Raw genomic sequence first — 17,402 nt, 5'->3', positions numbered from 1 at the left:
ATTCGCAAGCGGAAACTACAATTCCCTACATTTGAACTTGCAAGCGAGGTGAATATCATTGGGGATATGAAACTTTTTCGGATTGGCGAACTTGCCAAGACCGCTGGTGTTAGTGAACGGACGATTGATTATTACACGAAGCTTGGACTAATCTCTCCCGAAGAACGTACACAAAAAAATTATCGTCTCTATAGTAATGAAACTTTAACCAGGCTTGAACGTATTGTACAGATGAAACAAGAGAAGTATAGTCTCGACGAGATTAAGCAATCTCTTGAGAAGTGGCGTCTGGTTAGCACGGAAGAACAAGTTGCCAGCAAATTGACAACTTTGGAGCTTCACGTGCAACAACTTGAGCGAGAGGTTAATGAACTCAAACCGCTACTTGGGGAGATGAAACCTGTACAAGCACGCAAGATGATGGCAGGACTACTTACCAAAAGTGCCGGTACAATGGAGGCACTGAAAATCTTGCTCGAGAACACCATGATGTAGCTTATTATTAGAAAGCGGAGGAATGAATATGAGTTTTAATAACGGTATGTTCGTATTGGTCATTATCGCCTTTTTGCTCTCTTTGTGGGCGCAATTTCGCGTTAAAGGTACTTTTAAACGCTGGTCCAATGTACCGAACCAGAACGGAATCACCGGCTACGATGCCGCTCGCCAGATGCTTGACGCTAACGGCCTGCATGATGTCCCTATTGAGCCTGTACGCGGCGCGCTCTCTGATCACTATGATCCGATCAACCGCGTTGTACGCTTATCGGAACCAGTATATTATGAAAACTCAATCTCAGCTGTTTCGGTAGCATGTCACGAAGTTGGTCATGCCATTCAGCACAAAGAAAGTTATCCCATGCTGGTACTCCGTCACCGGATCTTCCCAGTTGTGAACTTCGCATCCGGATTAGCCCCTTTCTTACTGATTGCAGGATTCATGTTCGGCGCCATGAACCTCGCCGGGCTCGGTATCCTCTTCTTCTCTGCTACAGTTGCATTTCAACTCATCACATTGCCGGTGGAGTTCAACGCCAGTAATCGAGCAAGAGAGATTATGGTATCCGAAGGTTACATCCGCAATGAAGAAGAAAAAGGTGTTGCTAAAGTTCTGAATGCCGCAGCTTTGACTTATGTCGCTGCAGCGCTAATCTCACTCCTTGAATTGATCCGTTACATCGGAATCTTCAATAGCCGCGATTAATTTCAAACTTAATAACACAAAAACAATACCCCACCGTCAATCGGATGGGGTATTGTTTTGTTGTAAACCGAAATAATGAAGCAAAAATGAACGAAAGGATTGGGCAACCAGCGGCAGTTTATCATCTGCACGGTGAATCAACCCGATGGTGCGTGTTACTTTGGGATGAGAAATGGCCACATGTGCCGGTTGCAACGGGTTCGTCTGGAACAACGCCATCTCAGGCAACAGACTGACCCCCATGCCCGCAGCGACCAATCCACGAATCGTGTCGGTCTCTTCACCTTCAAAAGCGATCTTGGGTGTAAAACCAGCTTCCAGACATGCATGCCACACAATAGGACGAAGAGAATAACCTTTGCTAAATAATACGAACTTATCATCCTTGAGCTGTTCGAGCGCGATCGTCTCCTCACCAGCTAACGGATGATTCGGAGGAAGAATGGCATGCAACTCTTCCGTGAGTACAATATCCCCATCCACTTGATCATGCTTCTCCGGAAAAGGAGATATGAATGCCAAGTCTACCTCTCCTGATAACACATCACGAATGAGTGTAGGAAACATCCCTTGCTTGAATCTGAACTTTACGTTAGGATAACGCTGACGGAAAGCAGCCACAACGGAAGGAATAAGATGAATCCCCAAGCTATGCGGAAATCCAATCCGAATCTCCCCATGCTCCGGGTCCAGAAACTCATGAACTTCCCCGACTGCTTTATCCAGATCTTTCAATATGCCTTCAATTCGTTTGCAAAAAAGCTGTCCCACGGCAGTTAACTGCAGGTTTCGCCCCTTTTGCATAAAAAGGTCCACGCCCAGTTCTTCTTCCAGCTGATGAATCTGACGACTCACCGCCGACTGTGCCACATGCAACTCTTCAGCAGCCTGTGTTACATGTTCCTTCTGTGCCACTTTCAAAAAGTAATGCAACTGTCTTAATTCCACTCGCCTGATCGCTCCAATCTGTTATACCCTACTTATCCTTGATTGCATTCCATCTTGAGAACGTTCTGACTACCGCTTTAAGCTGCGGGGTTTCCACAATCTGATCAACAGTCCATAAATAAAGAATCCACCCAGCAATCCGCCTAAATGAGCCATCCAGTTAATGCCTGACATGGCGAAGGAGAATATAATCCCGAACACAAGCAAGGTGTACATCGTTTTGCGCGAAGCCTCATCCATCATGGTGCGCTGGAACAGGGCCACATACAGGAATGCACCATAGACGGCATAGATCGCTCCTGAAGCGCCTACCGAGATGGTGATGCTCCCAATCGAGTTGTACCAAGCAACAGCAAGAATATTGCCCAATACGCCGCCACCCAGGTACAACACTCCATACCTTACCGACCCAAGCAGTCGCTCCATCGGTGGTGCAAATACAATTAACGCAAAACTGTTAAACAATAAATGACTGAAGCCCGCATGCAGGAAGATGGATGTAATGTAACGCCACCACTCATCTGCGAACAGTTCATAATTCGTGAGTGCCCCGAATTTCAGCAGCACCATATTGTTCGTTGATCCACCGTTCACCGTTAACACAATAAACATGACTACATTGGCAATTAAAAAAAGCGACGTCAAAGGGAAATACTTCAGATAACCTTTCCAGTTCTCATAGCGAATAAATATCATAAATTTCTTCTTTCACTCCACCCTGTTCAGATCGGACTTACATCTCTGATCCATCGTAATGGTACATGCCCGAATTGGACAATGCCTTTCATAAAAGATTATAATGGATTTTGGCACGGATCACCAATTTATAAGGAGGAACATTATTATGACACAAGAACGTACAGGTGCAGCCACATTTAAGGGCAACCCTATTACATTGATCGGACCCGAATTGAAAGTGGGCGATCAAGCACCCGATTTCACACTGAGCAAGAACCTGGTTGAAGATGCATCCCTGAAAGACTTCGCAGGCAAAATCAAATTAATCAGCGTTGTTCCTTCCCTGGATACTGGCGTATGCGATGCGCAAACTCGTCGTTTCAATGTTGAAGCTGGAGAACTCGGAGACAATGTTGTTGTCTTGACAGTAAGTGTTGACCTTCCGTTCGCTCAAGCCCGTTGGTGCGGAGCAGCTGGCGTTGACCGCGTAGTAACATTGTCAGACTACAAAACACGTTCTTTCGGTGAAGACTATGGCGTCCTGATCAAAGAATTCCAGTTGGACATGCGCTCCATTTTTGTGGTGGATGCTGAAGACCGGATTACATATGTGGAGTATCTGCCTGAAATGACAGACTCCCCTAACTTCGAGCAAGCGATTGCTGCTGTAAAAGCTTTGCTGTAGAAGTTATCATACGTTCAGAACAAAAGCGAGGAAGGTTAACCTTCTCTCGCTTTTTGTTATTCATCATCTATTTCAATCATTTGCTTTATACTTGCTCAGCTTTTTATCCAGTACAGAGAATAAGTTCATAATCGTCCGATAGTTAGAGCCCAAGTCTCCAAGTGAACCACGGGAAGCAGAATACATATCCACCGCACTGCGAACAGGACTTACCGAGATAATGGAAACTGTAATATCCATCGTCCGTCCAAAGGTAGTCCGCTTCTCCAGTATAACTTCTCCAACAGAAGGCACTTCGTGCAGCACTTTATAACCTGGAATCTTTTTGAGTGTCGAAGAAACCTCTTCCCAGGCTCTGTCTTTGGATAAGTTATAGTACCGTGTTTTTAATTTGGGATCCTTGGCTCGATCGCTGGTTCCCTCCATGCTGCGGATGATACCGACGAGCGTTCTCTTTAAGGTCAAGACCCTTCCTCCTTTGAATGTAACCGTTCCATTTATGTATCTTAGTGTAACATTGTTCAAGTAGTAACAAAAGGGTAAGCATCATATTTATCACAAAACCAATCAAAACCATTCATCACAACATAAAAACACCCTGAAATTCCTTCAAAAGAGGAAAAGTCAGGGTGCTGTACATGAAAATTTAGGAACCCGCCTATGCCGTCCGGCTACATTGTCTTATGAACCTGCTTGGCAGGTGGGTGACCGCAAAAATGCTTTTTGAAGTCCCCATGTCGTATAGACAGGGCTTTTCAGCAACATTCTGTGTTGATCTCCCGAAGACATCATCATTGGTTCAAAACAACGAATAACCGAAACGTACATCGCAGGATGTACAATTATTATATCCCTAACTGTGTAAAAAGTAAATGGCGATCCATCATGTTTTATTTTTGCAGTGTAATGTTTTTGTCGTCTGATGACTCAGATGCTTCACCGTTCTCTGCTGATTTCTCAGCCAGCGCAGCGGCTTCCTCTTCTTCTTTCTTCAACTGCATCTTCTCCATCTGCTCCTGCATTTTGTTGAAGGTTGCGTAGAAGTTAAAGAAAGCAAACCAGGCGATGATACTAATAATGAAGAAGATGAACAAGACCGGATAACGGAAACCGATGTAGAACAACAATCCGCTTCCCAGCAATGTGGAGAATACACGGAAAGGTCTGATCAGCGTTAGCAATACCGCATTTTTGATAATGAGCCCGATGGACATATGGTAATGTACAACCATCGAGAAAAAGTTAAAGAGTGATACAAATAACAAGAGAAGCAGCACAAGCATAATGATTCCCACGAGCTGCATGTTGCGGAACTGCGTCATGTATACCGTATAATCCAGATACATAATCGCGAACAGCAGTGTGTAAAAAATGCCCCCAATCAAACTTTGCTTGTAGTTTTCCTTGTAACCTACAAAGAAAGTACGGAAGATCGGCACATCCGTGTCGCCCATATTCCATTTACGAACAACCGTAAACAGCGCCGAAGTCGCCGGGAACAGTGTAAGCGGTGCCACAATGGCTATAGCCCAGTTCATTTGCAATGATTCGTTGGCGAGGTTCTGCTGCATAACGAGCAGTTTCATAATCAAGAAAAACAAGAACGGAGACGAACAAATAGCCCACAACAGATTGGTTGCGGCCAGTCTCGTAATCCACTCTGTAAGCCGGTAGATCCCACCCATAGCTCCTTTAAATTCCAAACATTTCTCCTCCTCCGCAGCCTTGCGTATTACCTGAAGTCTAATATTAATATACCTTATTATAGATAGGAAAAGCCAGTACTTCCCGAAAAGAGATCAGCTATACCCTCGACCAGCGCTTTTGATAGTGAGCAAAAGACGGTACAACCATTTGAAAATAAAAAAAATGGAGCAGTTGCCTGCTCCATTTTCCAGTTCATACGTTTATATTACTCGAAAGAAGAATCTTTCGCTGGACGACGTCCTTCGTTGTTGCTTGGACGCGGTTTGCGGTCACGGTTGTAACCACCTTCTCTGCTTCCACCGCCAGTGCTGCTGCCGCTGTTACGATCACGGTTGTAGCCACCACGTCCGCCGCCACTGCTGTTGCGATCACGGTTGTAGCCACCACCACTGCCGCCGCTACCACTGCTGCGGTTACCGCTGTAGCCAGATGGTTTACGTCCGCCTGAGCGTACATCCGGTTTACGACGTTTAGCACGGATCGGATCTTCAGGAGTAAGGTCAACTTGAGCGTCTTTTTTGTCACCTGTCAGGAGCTTCAAAGCAGCCGACAACAGTTGAACAGAATCATATTGCTCAAGCATTTGAATCGCGATACCTTTGTATTCGTTCAGTTCCCCAGATTGTACGATTTCCAGCAAGCGCTCTGCTGTCAAACGTTGTTTGCCTTCAACCGCTTCTGCCATTGTTGGCAGTGGTTTACGTGGAATACGGTGACGTGTTACACGCTCGATGAAGTGCAAGTGATCAATCTCACGCGGTGTAACGAAGGACCATGCAGCACCCTCTTTACCTGCACGACCTGTACGACCGATACGGTGAACATAGCTCTCCGGATCTTGCGGAAGGTCAAAGTTTACAACGTGAGTTACGCCGGATACATCGAGACCACGTGCAGCTACGTCTGTTGCAACGAGTACATCAATGCTGCCGTCACGGAACTTACGCATTACTGTATCACGTTGGTTCTGGGAAAGGTCACCATGGAGACCATCAGCAGAATATCCACGTTTTTGCAAAGCTTCAGCCAATTCATCAACACGACGTTTAGTACGTCCGAATACGATCGCCAGTTCAGGAGATTCCATATCCAGCAAACGGCTAAGTGCTTCGAATTTTTGACGCTCAGGTACTTCAATGTAAGCTTGGTCAATCAACGGTGCACTAACTTGTTTAGGAATTACAGATACGTGCTCAGGATTGTTCAAGAATTGTTGAGCCAATTTTTGAATGTTAGGAGGCATTGTTGCTGAGAACAGCATTGTTTGACGCTCGTCTGGTACTTGTTTCAGGATAGATTGAATATCCTCCATGAAACCCATGTCGAGCATTTCATCTGCTTCATCCAATACAACAGTTTGTACATCATCAAGTTTGATTGTTTTGCGGTTGATGTGGTCAAGGAGACGTCCAGGTGTACCAATGATAATCTGTGGTTTTCTTTTCAGTGCACGAATCTGACGAACGATATCTTGTCCGCCGTAGATTGGCAGGGAGCGCAGACCTTTGAAGCGAGTAAGTTTTTCGATCTCTTCAGCAACTTGGATTGCAAGTTCCCGTGTAGGTGCCATAATGAGGGCGCGGATTTTTTCGTCACTTTTCGTGATTTTGCTGATCAACGGAATACCGAATGCAGCTGTTTTACCCGTACCCGTTTGTGCTTGACCAATCAAGTCTCTGCCTTCAAGTGCCAAAGGAATCGCTTTGGATTGGATCGGTGTTGCTTCTTCAAACCCGAGCTCAGTGATGGCTTGCAGCACCAGTGGTTCAAGATTGAAATCTGTGAAGTTTAAATTTGTCAAAATTATTCATGCTCCTTTTATATGGTGGACATGGTGGACAATCCACTTTGTTGTCTGTATTCTTAAGTAGCGTTAATATTTATAGGGTATCCCAACTGGGCGAATTATTTTCACGAACGATTATAATTCCATGAATGGGTCCCCAATATAAGACTAAAACTACATACATGTGTTTGAAACATTTCAAATTAAATCGTTCCATTTGGGAAAAGTTTCCTACTCAAGAATATCCACAAATCATTATATCACAAAACAATTCAAGATTACCAGCAATCTGGTTTTAAATATAAATGAGGTGATTAAATTGCCCAAAATAATTTGGCACTCTTTAGTGATCATTTTGGGTGCTGCAGCTATTGCCTGCGGCTTTAACTGGTTTTTGGTCCCCCATCAGCTTTTAAGCGGCGGGGTGTCCGGTATTTCAATGCTTCTGGGTTATTTTACAACGTTGAATCTTAGTATAATGTATTTTGTTCTTAACATTCCCCTGCTCATTGCAGGTTGGTTTATTCTTGGACGTCGTTTCATTACATTAAGTATTCTCTCGGTAGCAGCCACTTCTTGGTTCATCGCGCTTCTGCCTGTTTTTGCTGTCGCTACAGACCCTTTGTTAAGCTCTGTATTTGGTGGTGTGCTTATTGGACTGGGCACTGGCGTTTCCTTCAGAGTCGGCGGCTCCACAGGCGGTCTGGACATTGTCGGTTCCATTTTCACACGTAATCGAGACTTTCCGATTGGTACAGTGATGGCCGGCATGAACGGTGCGATCATTTTGCTCGCAGGATATCTGAGTGATAACTGGAATATAGCTCTGGCCTCCATGGTATCCATCTACATTACAGGCAAGGTGCTGGATCTGATCCACATCAGTCACGTCAAAGTAACACTGTACATTATTACGAACGAAACCGAAGCCATGTTGGGTAAATTACTGGTTCGGCCTCGCGGAGTTACCAAAATCAAGACTCAAGGGGCGTACACGGATATTGAAAAGGACATGCTCATGACCGTTACAACCCGTTACGAGTTGGTTGAAATCAAACGCATTATCAAGGAAACAGATCCAAAAGCCTTTGTTAACATTGTGGAAACGGTTGGTGTTATGGGTTCATTCCGCAGAAGTTGAGACACATGTACGGTTAACAATTCACAACATTGTGGTATAATAACGGTGTACGGCTCCTAAATATGTTGTATAGCAGGTTCAACCCTTCAATTTTCACAGGCCATATGCTTTCCCGAATCGCGCCGAATGACTTACCATTTTGGAATTCGAGTAGGAAAGGGTGATTAATGTGGATATGGAAACGGTAAAACTGTTTGAGATTGTCAACAGATGGTGCCCGGAAATGCTCCCTTTCTTGAAACCGAATGAACTCGACTCACTGATTGTCCTCCGGGATGGGCTGGGCATCCTGGAACAGGGAGACGCAATGGAAATCATTCAGTACAGTATTTGTGAGCATCAAAATGAGATTTACATTCAATAATTTTTTTTAGATTGATCGCGCCGCTTCTTGCAGGGGATTTCCTCAGCAGGAAGCGGTTTTCATTTTTTCCATGTGTTTCATTACTTGATTAATATGGTTAAAAGCCCGGAGGCTTTAATGTATAATTCATACATGGAATGCACATAAGGGAGTGGAAATGAATGAACATGTTTTGGGCTTTACTGGCTATGGCCTTTGGAAGCTTTGGTGGTGCCCCCGCAGTGGCGGACCAGGGAAATCCCCAGTTCCAATCGTTAACCAACAGTTTCAACACCGCAATTATCCAATCTCAAAAAGATCAGGTCGTTATTGATGCCGATAATCCACCTGCCAAAATCGATCCACAACCTGACGCACCCGTGGTCAAAGGTATTTATGTAACGGCCTACAGCGCCGGCGGCGCACGTATGAAAGAATTGCTGGATCTGACAGACAGTACAGAGCTGAATGCCATGGTCATCGATATCAAAGACGATCTCGGATACATAACTTATCCCACAGAAAACAAAGCGCTACAGAAAATGGGCAAATCGCAACCCTTTATTCGCGATATCGATGCCTTGATGAAACGATTACAAAAACACGAGGTCTACCCCATTGCACGTGTCGTTGTATTCAAAGACACGATTCTTGCCAAGAAGAATCCAGAGCTTTCCTTCCGCAATAAGGATGGATCTGTTTGGGCGAATGGCAAGGGCGACAGCTTCGTGAATCCGTACAGCAAGGAAGTATGGGACTACAATATTGAGATTGCCAAGGAAGCGGCCAAACTTGGTTTCAAAGAGATTCAGTTTGACTATGTTCGTTTCCCGGAAGGGTTCGAAACTCGTGCCGATGTACTGAAATATACCAAATCCGACAAGTCACGCGTCGATGTTGTGGCTGAATTCGTGCAATATGCACGTAAGGAACTGGCACCGCTAGGTGTTCGTGTCTCGGTTGATATTTTTGGTTATGCAGCTTCTGTACCTGCGGCTGAAGGCATTGGACAAGATTTTGTTAAAATATCCGAAAATGTGGACGTCATCTCACCGATGGTATACCCGAGTCACTATTCAACTGGCTGGTATGGGGTCAAGGACCCTGACAAAGATCCTTACACGACCATCAAGGGCTCGATGGAAGACACACACAAGAAACTGGACCCTACGAAGGAACTCAAACCCGTCATTCGTCCGTGGATCCAGGACTTCACAGCAAGCTGGTTGGGCAGTGGACATTATATCAAGTATGGCAAGAAACAAGTGGAAGACCAGATTAGAGCAATGAAAGACATGGATGTGCATGAATATCTGCTCTGGAATGCCTCCAACCGATACACGTCAGGTGTACAATATAAGTAATCCGCACTCTTTCATATTTCGCCATTCATCCAACCTTGTTCCGCTTGAAGCGGAGCAAGGTTTTTTTGGTGCTCCATTTTTTCGCTGTGCCTCTCCTCCGTATCTGTCCCTATCCAAAACGGACAAAATCCACTACAATGAATAGCTGTCCATATATGACACTCGGATGACATCTCTTTAGAATAGCGAGGCACTGCCAGTGAACATGAACACAACAAGCTTTTCCCAAAAAGTGAAGCAATTCCTGATTATATTTTTGCCCATCTTCACCACTCAAATCGCCCTCTCGGCCATGTCGTTCTTCGACACGAATATGTCAGGCAAGTTTTCCCCAGCCGACCTTGCAGGCGTCGCAATCGGTACAAGTCTGTGGATGCCAGTTCAAACTGGACTAAGCGGGATTCTGATCGGTATAACACCTGTCGTTTCACATCTGTTAGGTTCCAAACGTAATGATCAGATCGGGTATAACGTCATACAGGCGCTGTATCTGGGGATCGCTGTCAGTATTGTCGTTATCGGAGCTGGGGCGTTGTTACTTGGACCTATCCTGAACGGAATGCCTCTGGAACCTCGGGTTGCCCAAGTCGCCTTCTATTTTCTGTGTGCACTCGCTTTTGGCATTATCCCACTCTTCGGATATACCGTGCTGCGCAGCTTCATGGATGCACTCGGCCAGACGCGGACTACGATGTTCATTACATTAGTCTCTCTGCCCGTTAACATCTTTTTGAATTATCTGCTGATATTCGGCCGCTGGGGCTTTCCCCAATTGGGCGGTGTTGGTGCTGGTGTTGCTACAGCATGTACGTACTGGCTCATCTTTCTCATTAGTCTCTTTTTTGTCCATCGGGTCGAACCTTTCGCACAATACGGTATTTTCCGTCAATGGACCCGTGTATCCTTGGCGAAGTGGAAAGAGTTACTCAAGATTGGTGTGCCGATTGGATTCGCGACTTTTTTCGAAACGTCCATCTTCGCTGCTGTGACTTTAATGATGAGCCGTTTTGACACCACAACGATCGCTGCCCATCAGGCGGCACTGAACTTCGCTTCTACGCTCTACATGTTGCCTGTGAGCATCTGTATGGCTCTTACGATCCTTGTGGGCTTTGAAGCAGGTGCAGGACGTCTGAGAGACGCCAAACAATACAGCCTGCTTGGAATTGGTGGAGCCATCGGCCTTTCACTACTGACAGCTATTGTGTTGATTGTGTTTGGCGAACAGATTGCAGGTGTATATTCCAACGATCGAGAGGTCATTGCACTTACGCAGCACTTCCTCATCTACGCCATTTTCTTTCAGATCTCGGATGCAATTGCCACACCGACCCAGGGAGCATTGCGGGGCTACAAAGATGTTAATCCGGCACTGGTTATTACGTTCGTTGCGTATTGGATCATTGGTCTGCCTGTAGGTTATCTCACAGCTACGTATACTCCACTCGGCGCCTTTGGATATTGGATCGGACTCATTGCCGGCCTTGCTGTAGGAGCAACAGCGCTTCTCTGGAGACTCTTCCTGGTACAAAAACAAGCCGCACTCCGCAAGGCGTAGCATCGATGTACTAAATCCTGAAAACAACAAAAAGAGCACAATCCTCGTCAATGTGGGATTGTGCTCTTTGCTTATGAATCGAATTATTGGGACAAACGTTGTGCAAGCTCGTAAGTCTCCATATCGAAATCTTTTTTCGTGTTAACCACTTTATCGATATCCGTCAGGGTAAGCTCACCCTTGATAATGCCACAACCTTTGTCTGTCTCGCCTGCAATCAGACTGCGAACAGCGAAGTCTCCCAGACGGCTTGCCAGGTTACGGTCGAAAGGTGTTGGCGTACCACCACGCTGAATGTGACCCAGAACGGTTACACGCGGCTCATACGTCGGGCAACGTTCCATCAATTCTTTCGCTACATCCTCACCCTTGCCCACGCCTTCAGCAACGATGATAATACTGTGACGTTTACCGTGTGCAAAGTTGGCTTTCATGCGATCTGCCACTTCGTCCATGTCAAACGGAACTTCTGGAACAAGAATCGTTTCAGCGCCCGAAGCAAGTCCGGCATGCAGAGCGATATCACCACAGTGACGACCCATAACTTCAACGATGGAAGAACGTTCGTGTGAAGACATTGTGTCACGCAATTTGTTCACCGCATCAACCACTACGCTTACAGCTGTATCGAATCCGATCGTATAGTCAGTGAATGAAATGTCGTTATCAATCGTTCCTGGCAGACCCATGGTGTTAATGCCCAGCTTGCTCAGTTTGTTCGCTCCGTTGTAGGAACCATCTCCACCGATAACAACCAGACCGTCAATGCCGCGCGCACGCAGAATGTCCGCTCCTTTTTGCTGACCTTCAGCGGTGTAGAACTCTTTGCAACGTGCCGATTGAAGAACCGTTCCCCCACGTTGAATGATATCCCCTACACTCCGCAAATCCATTGGGAAAATGTCATTATTCAAAAGACCCTGGTATCCACGTTGGACTCCGTACACTTCGAGACCGTGAAACAGTCCGCTGCGAACAACCGCACGAACAGCTGCGTTCATCCCCTGTGAATCACCACCGCTCGTTAATACTGCGATTTTCTTTACTGCTGTCATGATGTTTCTTCCTCCTCTAGTTTCACTTCAGGCTCCGCAACAACACACCTGACTTACATATTTTTCCGTATCCAGCGACTGAAAATGAAGAAAAATATTCTTGTCATTGGACTATTCTTCATCAGACGTTTGGACACGACGCGAACTTCCTGTTGTTCGCTGACTTTGGGATCAGACAGGTAAATGGCAATTAGTCCTTCGATGATCATCCGGTGAAAGGAGCTTCCCGGAATCTTCTGCACATCGCTGCGTGCCATCTCCACAATAAAAGCAATTCGGTCCAGCATTGTCTCAACATTCTCATAATAGTTGCAGAAGTTGAGATCTCCCCCGATGCGGTCCTCATCCTGATCAATTAAGTAATCGAGCATAATGTGCAATGCGCATACATGTGGGAAGTAGGCCGTGTGGATCGAGGCCGCTTGCTCTTCGGTCAACTGATCGTCACTCGCAGCCAGAAACAGCATGAATACGCCCAGTGTAGAGCCAGTTGCAGCAGCAAATTCGTTCCAACGAAACTGAGGTGTGCGATGACGGTGCTCCGACCACCATTCGAGCAATGCCGTTTCTCTCAGTTCCGGCTTGATATGCTTATATACCTGCAGGTCCGTGTATAGGCCTGCCAGATCCTGAATTTGGGGCTTGGCGGACGCATAGCCTGGTAACTGACGGGTCAGTTCCTGACATGTGGTCACCAGATTCCGCAGATATCCACCGTCATCCTGCTCCTCACGGAGGGCATAATAATTGACGGGAATTGCTTCGGGATCTACCGCATCAAGCATGGATTGATGGAGAAGACGAAAGTCATCCGGGTCCATCGAGGTGCTGCGGTCGCACAGATTGTCCAAATAATCACTAATAGTTTGATATGAAACGATCAGCGGAATCAGAATGTGTCTGTTGGGCAAATCAGCTAAAGCGTAGACGGTTCCGCCTTCACAGTGAAACTGTTTATCCTTCAGACTGGCAAGTGCCTGCGTACGTAATTCCTCATTCGGAATCGCCTCAGCTTGGGCACGCCATCCATTCAATGCCTTCCGTGTTTCCGGAATGGTGTATTTGTACACCCCTCTCATCAATGCCAGCGGTCCACGCGGATATTGATGACGTTTTCGATTTGATTGGCTCAAAATAAATGTGCCTCCACTTGGTTGAATACGTATTAGAGCGATTTTTAACCATTCCTATTATAATATGATCCCCTTAATTGTACAAATGATCTGCCGCATATTCCGCACAAAAAATCGCATCGGCGTTCAAAGCTTTGTGATATACTAGGCATATTTCATCCATCAAAGGAGTCGTTGACATGTCGTCAAGTGAATCACTTTCGTGGAGACGGTTATTTTCTTTTTTTGTGCCACTTGGCATTTCCGCCTCTCTCGTCACTATTTCTCACGTCATTATAAACAGTACATTAGCACGTTCCGCTCATCCCGAGACGGTTATTGCTAGCTATGCTATCGCCGGTAGCTTGTTAACCCTCACGGAACGCCCCTCCACCCTGCTGCGGCAAACTTGTTCCGCACTGGTTCGCGATCGCCTTTCCTTTCAGGCCCTCACATTTGTGACCAAAATATTTCTTGCCTGTGTGCTTCTCATTGGTTTTCTCATCGTATACTCTCCCGTGGGTACCGGGGTATTCAAATACCTTTTTGGTGTAAGTCCAGATCTGCTGAACAAAGTCATCGACGTATATGAAATTCTCATGTATGTGAGTATCTTTTCAGTGATCCGCAACATCTATCAGGGGATCATCATTACGAATAACCGAACCAAGTGGTTAACAATCGGCATGGTATTCCGTTTAGCCGGTATGTATGGACTATCCCTGTATTTCATATATACAGACAGCATTGACAGCGGACGTGTAGGCGCTATCATTTTTGCTGCTGGCATGATGATTGAAGCGCTGGTCAGCTTTTTGGAAGGAAACAGCATCAAGCGCAAGATGCCAGCCAAGCTTGAGGATCACCCCGTCGAGAGCAAGGGAGACGTATTTCGCTTTTATAAGCCGCTGCTGCTATCCAGCTTTGTCGCGCTGTTTATAGGACCGGTCATTAACATCGTACTTGGCAAAACGACCGGGATCGCACTAGCCATTTCTTCCTTTGCCATAGCAAGCAGTCTGATGCAGTTAATGCTAAGCTTTTTTACATACATTCATCAGATCGTGCTTAATTTCTACCTTGTGGACGCCAAACTGGTACGAAAATTCGCGCTTATCACCGGATTTATTCCGTTTGCAATGACGGTGTCGATTGCCTATACCCCCTTGGGACCATGGGTATTCGAAAATGTCATGAGCGTGCAGGGTGAATTGTTGGAACAAAGTCTCTGGACACTGCGTGCGTTCGTCTTATTTCCGCTGATCTTCCCTTTTCTGGATTTCAGCAATGGCATCATTCTGCTTCGCGGTCAGACGAAAACGATGTTTCGTTCGCAAACGGCGAATGCCATCTGCACGGTAATTGTGCTGCTTATTCTTGTTAGTATTTTTCCTGCCTGGAACGGCATGATTGGAGCTGTTGCCCAATCCCTTGGCCTGCTCGCCGAACTTATCATTGTCTGGCTTGTCATCCGGCGCACGCAGCAAGAACCTACAATGTCCGTGCCGTCTACCAGTAAATCATCATCCCTGAAAGGGTAATAAAATCAATTGAACTGTTATCAGGATTGGAGTCTCTCATCATGAAATTAAGTCACAACGCCCGCCCGGATCAGAACTGGCTGCGGGCTCTCATGTTCACCATCTTCGGTTCCACCGTTCTGGTGGTATCCTATTTCCAACTTTACTTTAGTCATCTGGGCTTTAGCCGGGCGGAGATCGGCTACCTTTACGGGATCGGGCCCCTCATCTCTGTGTTCTCCAATATGTTTTGGAGCATGGCCAGCGACCGCTACCAAACGGTGCGCAAAGTGATGATCATTCTGCTTGGTGGTCAATTGATTACAGGTATCATGCTCGCCAATGCAACGACTTTCGGTCAGGTATTTGTACTCGTGACCCTGTTTTACTTTTTCTATTATCCGGTCTATCCACTCTCCGATACGATGGCTATCACAACGGCCAGCAAGTATGGTCGAAATTTCACTTCCATTCGAGTCTTCGGATCGATTGGGTATGCCTTCTTCGCATTAAGTATCGGGTACTTCCTTGGATCTTTTGGTCCAGGATGGACGATCTGGGTTTGTGTCGGTCTCGCTGCGACAACATTACTTATCAGTTTTCAATTGAAGGATCAACCTTCGGGAAGTAGTAGTAAAATGGATCTTTCGGGGCTATGGGCTATTTTGAAACGCAGAGATGTGCTCACCTTTTTTGGCTGTGTATTTTTGCTAGCCATGGGACATCGGATGAACGAAGCTTTTCTTACCATCACGCTAAAAGAGCTGGGTGCCAGCGAGGGGCTGATCGGTTGGTCTTTGCTGATCTCTTCCGTAAGTGAGATCCCCATATTCCTGCTGCTTAGCAAGTATGGAAACCGGTATAAAGAACTGCCGCTCATTGCTTTTGCTGCACTGATGTATACGGTTCGTTTGCTTCTCATGTCCATATCCGATACACCTGCAGCTGTCGTTGCGATTCAGACGATGCACAGCGTTACCTTCGGTATTTTCTACGTTACGGCGGTCCGCTACATCATTCGCCTTGTTCCAGACAACTACAGAGCTACGGGTATGGCTTTGTTCACCATCGTGTGGTCCAGTGCCTCGGGACTGCTAAGTGGAACGTTGGGCGGACTGATCCTGGAACATGCAGGCAGACAAACCTTCTATCTCACCGCGATGGCTTTTTCCCTGGCTGCCCTGATCGGTTTCGGATTAAAGTTATGGTCCAGCATGACCCATCGTGCGTCTTGAACACACAGGAAATCCACACCGTATGCACCCGATAATTAGAACGAAAATATAGAATCAAAAAAAGCACAGCCTCCTTGAGGGGACTGTGCTTGGGTTCTTAATATTCAGCTATTAATATTTATCATGTATAAGAAGTCCGTTGACCGGAAAAATTCTTACAGTTTGTTTACGTTAGCTGCTTGAGGACCACGGTTTCCATCAGTGATTTCGAATTCTACCGCTTGACCTTCTTCCAATGTTTTGAAGCCGTCTCCTTGGATTGCGGAGAAATGTACGAATACGTCCTCGCCGCCTTCAACTGAAATAAAGCCATAGCCTTTTTCTGCGTTAAACCATTTAACTGTACCTTTCAAATGAAAAACCTCCTAAAAATATCGCCATCTATGGCGAATACCCTTATTATACTGTATGGGCTTCCATTTTGCAATTTATCTTTCCATAAATGTCGAAAAAATTTGCTTTGAATCGTAGGGTACGGTATCATTTTACCAAAACCGTTAGTTTGGAGACTACCTATGATAAAAAAACATGAAATATACAAAACAGACAAGTGGAATATGATGACTGTAGAAGTTCAGGGCAAATATCTCGTACTGCGAGAAATTTCGGAAGAGTGGGGCGAAGAATGCCATACTTTCCTTAGCCGTCCTGCGTTAATGCACTGGGCTGAACGCCGTTTCCCAAAAGCAGATTTTGAGAACCGTGAGGATGAATGGCGTCAATTGATGGCTGCCTTCAAAGGGGTCTAACCCATGCCGCTTGACTCAAGCAATGTCGTCATCTTTATTATCCTTGCCTTTTCCCTTGGTATTGTGCTTATTCTGGGACGCAATTCCATCCCGGATCGACTAAGACGGGGAATGGCGCTTATTGCTACCCTGCTCATTTGTTTCGCCTTTTTCCTGATCGTTTATTTCTTGTATAACATGGGAACCTAATCACGGTGCCCTGCTGCTCAAATATTTCAACGTGCCTAAGGTCATACTATACGAGATTATTCGTATCGTAAGGAGGAAGGCCGTTGAAATACCAGAAATCGCTATCTGTTATACTGGTACTTAGTCTG

19 protein-coding genes and 1 other RNA gene are annotated in these 17,402 nt (G+C 45.9%); 11 read left to right on the top strand and 9 right to left on the bottom strand.

Annotated elements, in window-relative coordinates:
- The first annotated feature begins 66 nt into the window (after window positions 1-66).
- Window positions 67-495, top strand: a complete 429-nt coding sequence (locus NYE45_RS09980; RefSeq protein ID WP_076209500.1) for a MerR family transcriptional regulator — start codon at window positions 67-69, stop codon at window positions 493-495.
- A 28-nt stretch (window positions 496-523) separates the two neighbouring features.
- Entirely contained in the window at window positions 524-1,204 is a 681-nt protein-coding gene (locus NYE45_RS09975; protein ID WP_340016539.1) for a zinc metallopeptidase, read from the top strand.
- Window positions 1,205-1,240: 36 nt separating this feature from the next.
- Here the strand turns inward: NYE45_RS09975 and NYE45_RS09970 are convergent, their stop codons facing one another.
- Window positions 1,241-2,152: a LysR family transcriptional regulator gene (locus NYE45_RS09970; protein ID WP_062833647.1), complete on the bottom strand. Its 912-nt coding sequence runs from the start codon at window positions 2,150-2,152 to the stop codon at window positions 1,241-1,243.
- A 69-nt stretch (window positions 2,153-2,221) separates the two neighbouring features.
- Window positions 2,222-2,848, bottom strand: coding sequence for a rhomboid family intramembrane serine protease (locus NYE45_RS09965; RefSeq protein WP_339169462.1), 627 nt, complete (start codon window positions 2,846-2,848; stop codon window positions 2,222-2,224).
- 148 nt (window positions 2,849-2,996) lie between these two features.
- On the opposite strand from NYE45_RS09965, the gene tpx reads away from it, so the two are divergent.
- Window positions 2,997-3,515 carry a thiol peroxidase gene (gene tpx / locus NYE45_RS09960; RefSeq protein WP_017689381.1) on the top strand — a complete coding sequence of 173 codons (519 nt, stop codon included), beginning with the start codon at window positions 2,997-2,999 and terminating at the stop codon, window positions 3,513-3,515.
- A 72-nt stretch (window positions 3,516-3,587) separates the two neighbouring features.
- Here the strand turns inward: tpx and NYE45_RS09955 are convergent, their stop codons facing one another.
- From NYE45_RS09955 to NYE45_RS09940, 4 genes are all read right to left on the bottom strand, one after another.
- The gene (locus NYE45_RS09955) at window positions 3,588-3,980 is read right to left on the bottom strand and encodes a DUF1499 domain-containing protein (RefSeq protein ID WP_017689382.1); all 393 of its coding nucleotides are present in this window, start codon (window positions 3,978-3,980) and stop codon (window positions 3,588-3,590) included.
- Between the two features lie 182 nt (window positions 3,981-4,162).
- Window positions 4,163-4,354, bottom strand: a non-coding RNA gene (gene ssrS, locus NYE45_RS09950) — 6S RNA.
- Window positions 4,355-4,405: 51 nt separating this feature from the next.
- The gene (locus NYE45_RS09945; protein WP_062833644.1) at window positions 4,406-5,218 is read right to left on the bottom strand and encodes a DUF624 domain-containing protein; all 813 of its coding nucleotides are present in this window, start codon (window positions 5,216-5,218) and stop codon (window positions 4,406-4,408) included.
- Window positions 5,219-5,427: 209 nt separating this feature from the next.
- A complete protein-coding gene (locus tag NYE45_RS09940) occupies window positions 5,428-7,023 on the bottom strand; it encodes a DEAD/DEAH box helicase (protein ID WP_340016538.1) in 1,596 nt (531 codons plus the stop codon).
- A 304-nt stretch (window positions 7,024-7,327) separates the two neighbouring features.
- On the opposite strand from NYE45_RS09940, the gene NYE45_RS09935 reads away from it, so the two are divergent.
- The 4 genes from NYE45_RS09935 to NYE45_RS09920 all read left to right on the top strand — a co-directional run bounded on the left by NYE45_RS09935 (window position 7,328) and on the right by NYE45_RS09920 (window position 11,414).
- Window positions 7,328-8,149: a YitT family protein gene (locus NYE45_RS09935; RefSeq protein ID WP_062833642.1), complete on the top strand. Its 822-nt coding sequence runs from the start codon at window positions 7,328-7,330 to the stop codon at window positions 8,147-8,149.
- 175 nt (window positions 8,150-8,324) lie between these two features.
- A complete protein-coding gene (locus NYE45_RS09930; protein ID WP_029880762.1) occupies window positions 8,325-8,513 on the top strand; it encodes a hypothetical protein in 189 nt (62 codons plus the stop codon).
- Between the two features lie 161 nt (window positions 8,514-8,674).
- Entirely contained in the window at window positions 8,675-9,856 is a 1,182-nt protein-coding gene (locus tag NYE45_RS09925) for a putative glycoside hydrolase (RefSeq protein ID WP_340016537.1), read from the top strand.
- 205 nt (window positions 9,857-10,061) lie between these two features.
- Complete coding sequence (locus NYE45_RS09920) at window positions 10,062-11,414, top strand: MATE family efflux transporter (RefSeq protein ID WP_340017346.1); 1,353 nt, start codon at window positions 10,062-10,064, stop codon at window positions 11,412-11,414.
- An 83-nt stretch (window positions 11,415-11,497) separates the two neighbouring features.
- On the opposite strand, the gene pfkA is transcribed toward NYE45_RS09920, so the two are convergent.
- Both pfkA and NYE45_RS09910 read right to left on the bottom strand, forming a co-directional pair.
- A complete protein-coding gene (pfkA, locus tag NYE45_RS09915) occupies window positions 11,498-12,469 on the bottom strand; it encodes a 6-phosphofructokinase (RefSeq protein WP_062833640.1) in 972 nt (323 codons plus the stop codon).
- A 53-nt stretch (window positions 12,470-12,522) separates the two neighbouring features.
- Entirely contained in the window at window positions 12,523-13,602 is a 1,080-nt protein-coding gene (locus NYE45_RS09910; protein ID WP_175623655.1) for a tetraprenyl-beta-curcumene synthase family protein, read from the bottom strand.
- Window positions 13,603-13,781: 179 nt separating this feature from the next.
- Between NYE45_RS09910 and NYE45_RS09905 the strand changes: the two genes are divergently transcribed.
- Both NYE45_RS09905 and NYE45_RS09900 read left to right on the top strand, forming a co-directional pair.
- Window positions 13,782-15,122: a multi antimicrobial extrusion protein MatE gene (locus tag NYE45_RS09905; protein ID WP_340016536.1), complete on the top strand. Its 1,341-nt coding sequence runs from the start codon at window positions 13,782-13,784 to the stop codon at window positions 15,120-15,122.
- A gap of 41 nt (window positions 15,123-15,163) precedes the next feature.
- Window positions 15,164-16,336, top strand: a complete 1,173-nt coding sequence (locus NYE45_RS09900) for an MFS transporter (protein ID WP_340016535.1) — start codon at window positions 15,164-15,166, stop codon at window positions 16,334-16,336.
- A 155-nt stretch (window positions 16,337-16,491) separates the two neighbouring features.
- Here NYE45_RS09900 and NYE45_RS09895 read toward each other — a convergent pair whose 3' ends face one another.
- A complete protein-coding gene (locus tag NYE45_RS09895; protein ID WP_017689394.1) occupies window positions 16,492-16,689 on the bottom strand; it encodes a cold shock domain-containing protein in 198 nt (65 codons plus the stop codon).
- A gap of 162 nt (window positions 16,690-16,851) precedes the next feature.
- Between NYE45_RS09895 and NYE45_RS09890 the strand changes: the two genes are divergently transcribed.
- The gene (locus NYE45_RS09890) at window positions 16,852-17,085 is read left to right on the top strand and encodes a hypothetical protein (protein WP_017689395.1); all 234 of its coding nucleotides are present in this window, start codon (window positions 16,852-16,854) and stop codon (window positions 17,083-17,085) included.
- A gap of 3 nt (window positions 17,086-17,088) precedes the next feature.
- Window positions 17,089-17,274, top strand: coding sequence for a hypothetical protein (locus NYE45_RS09885; protein WP_062833637.1), 186 nt, complete (start codon window positions 17,089-17,091; stop codon window positions 17,272-17,274).
- The last annotated feature ends 128 nt before the right edge of the window (window positions 17,275-17,402 follow it).

The sequence above is a fragment of the Paenibacillus sp. FSL K6-1318 genome (assembly GCF_037976905.1).
Classification (GTDB): domain Bacteria; phylum Bacillota; class Bacilli; order Paenibacillales; family Paenibacillaceae; genus Paenibacillus; species Paenibacillus amylolyticus_A.
The sequence above is the reverse complement of the archived record's forward strand: the minus strand, read 5'-3'. Positions and strand labels throughout refer to the sequence as shown.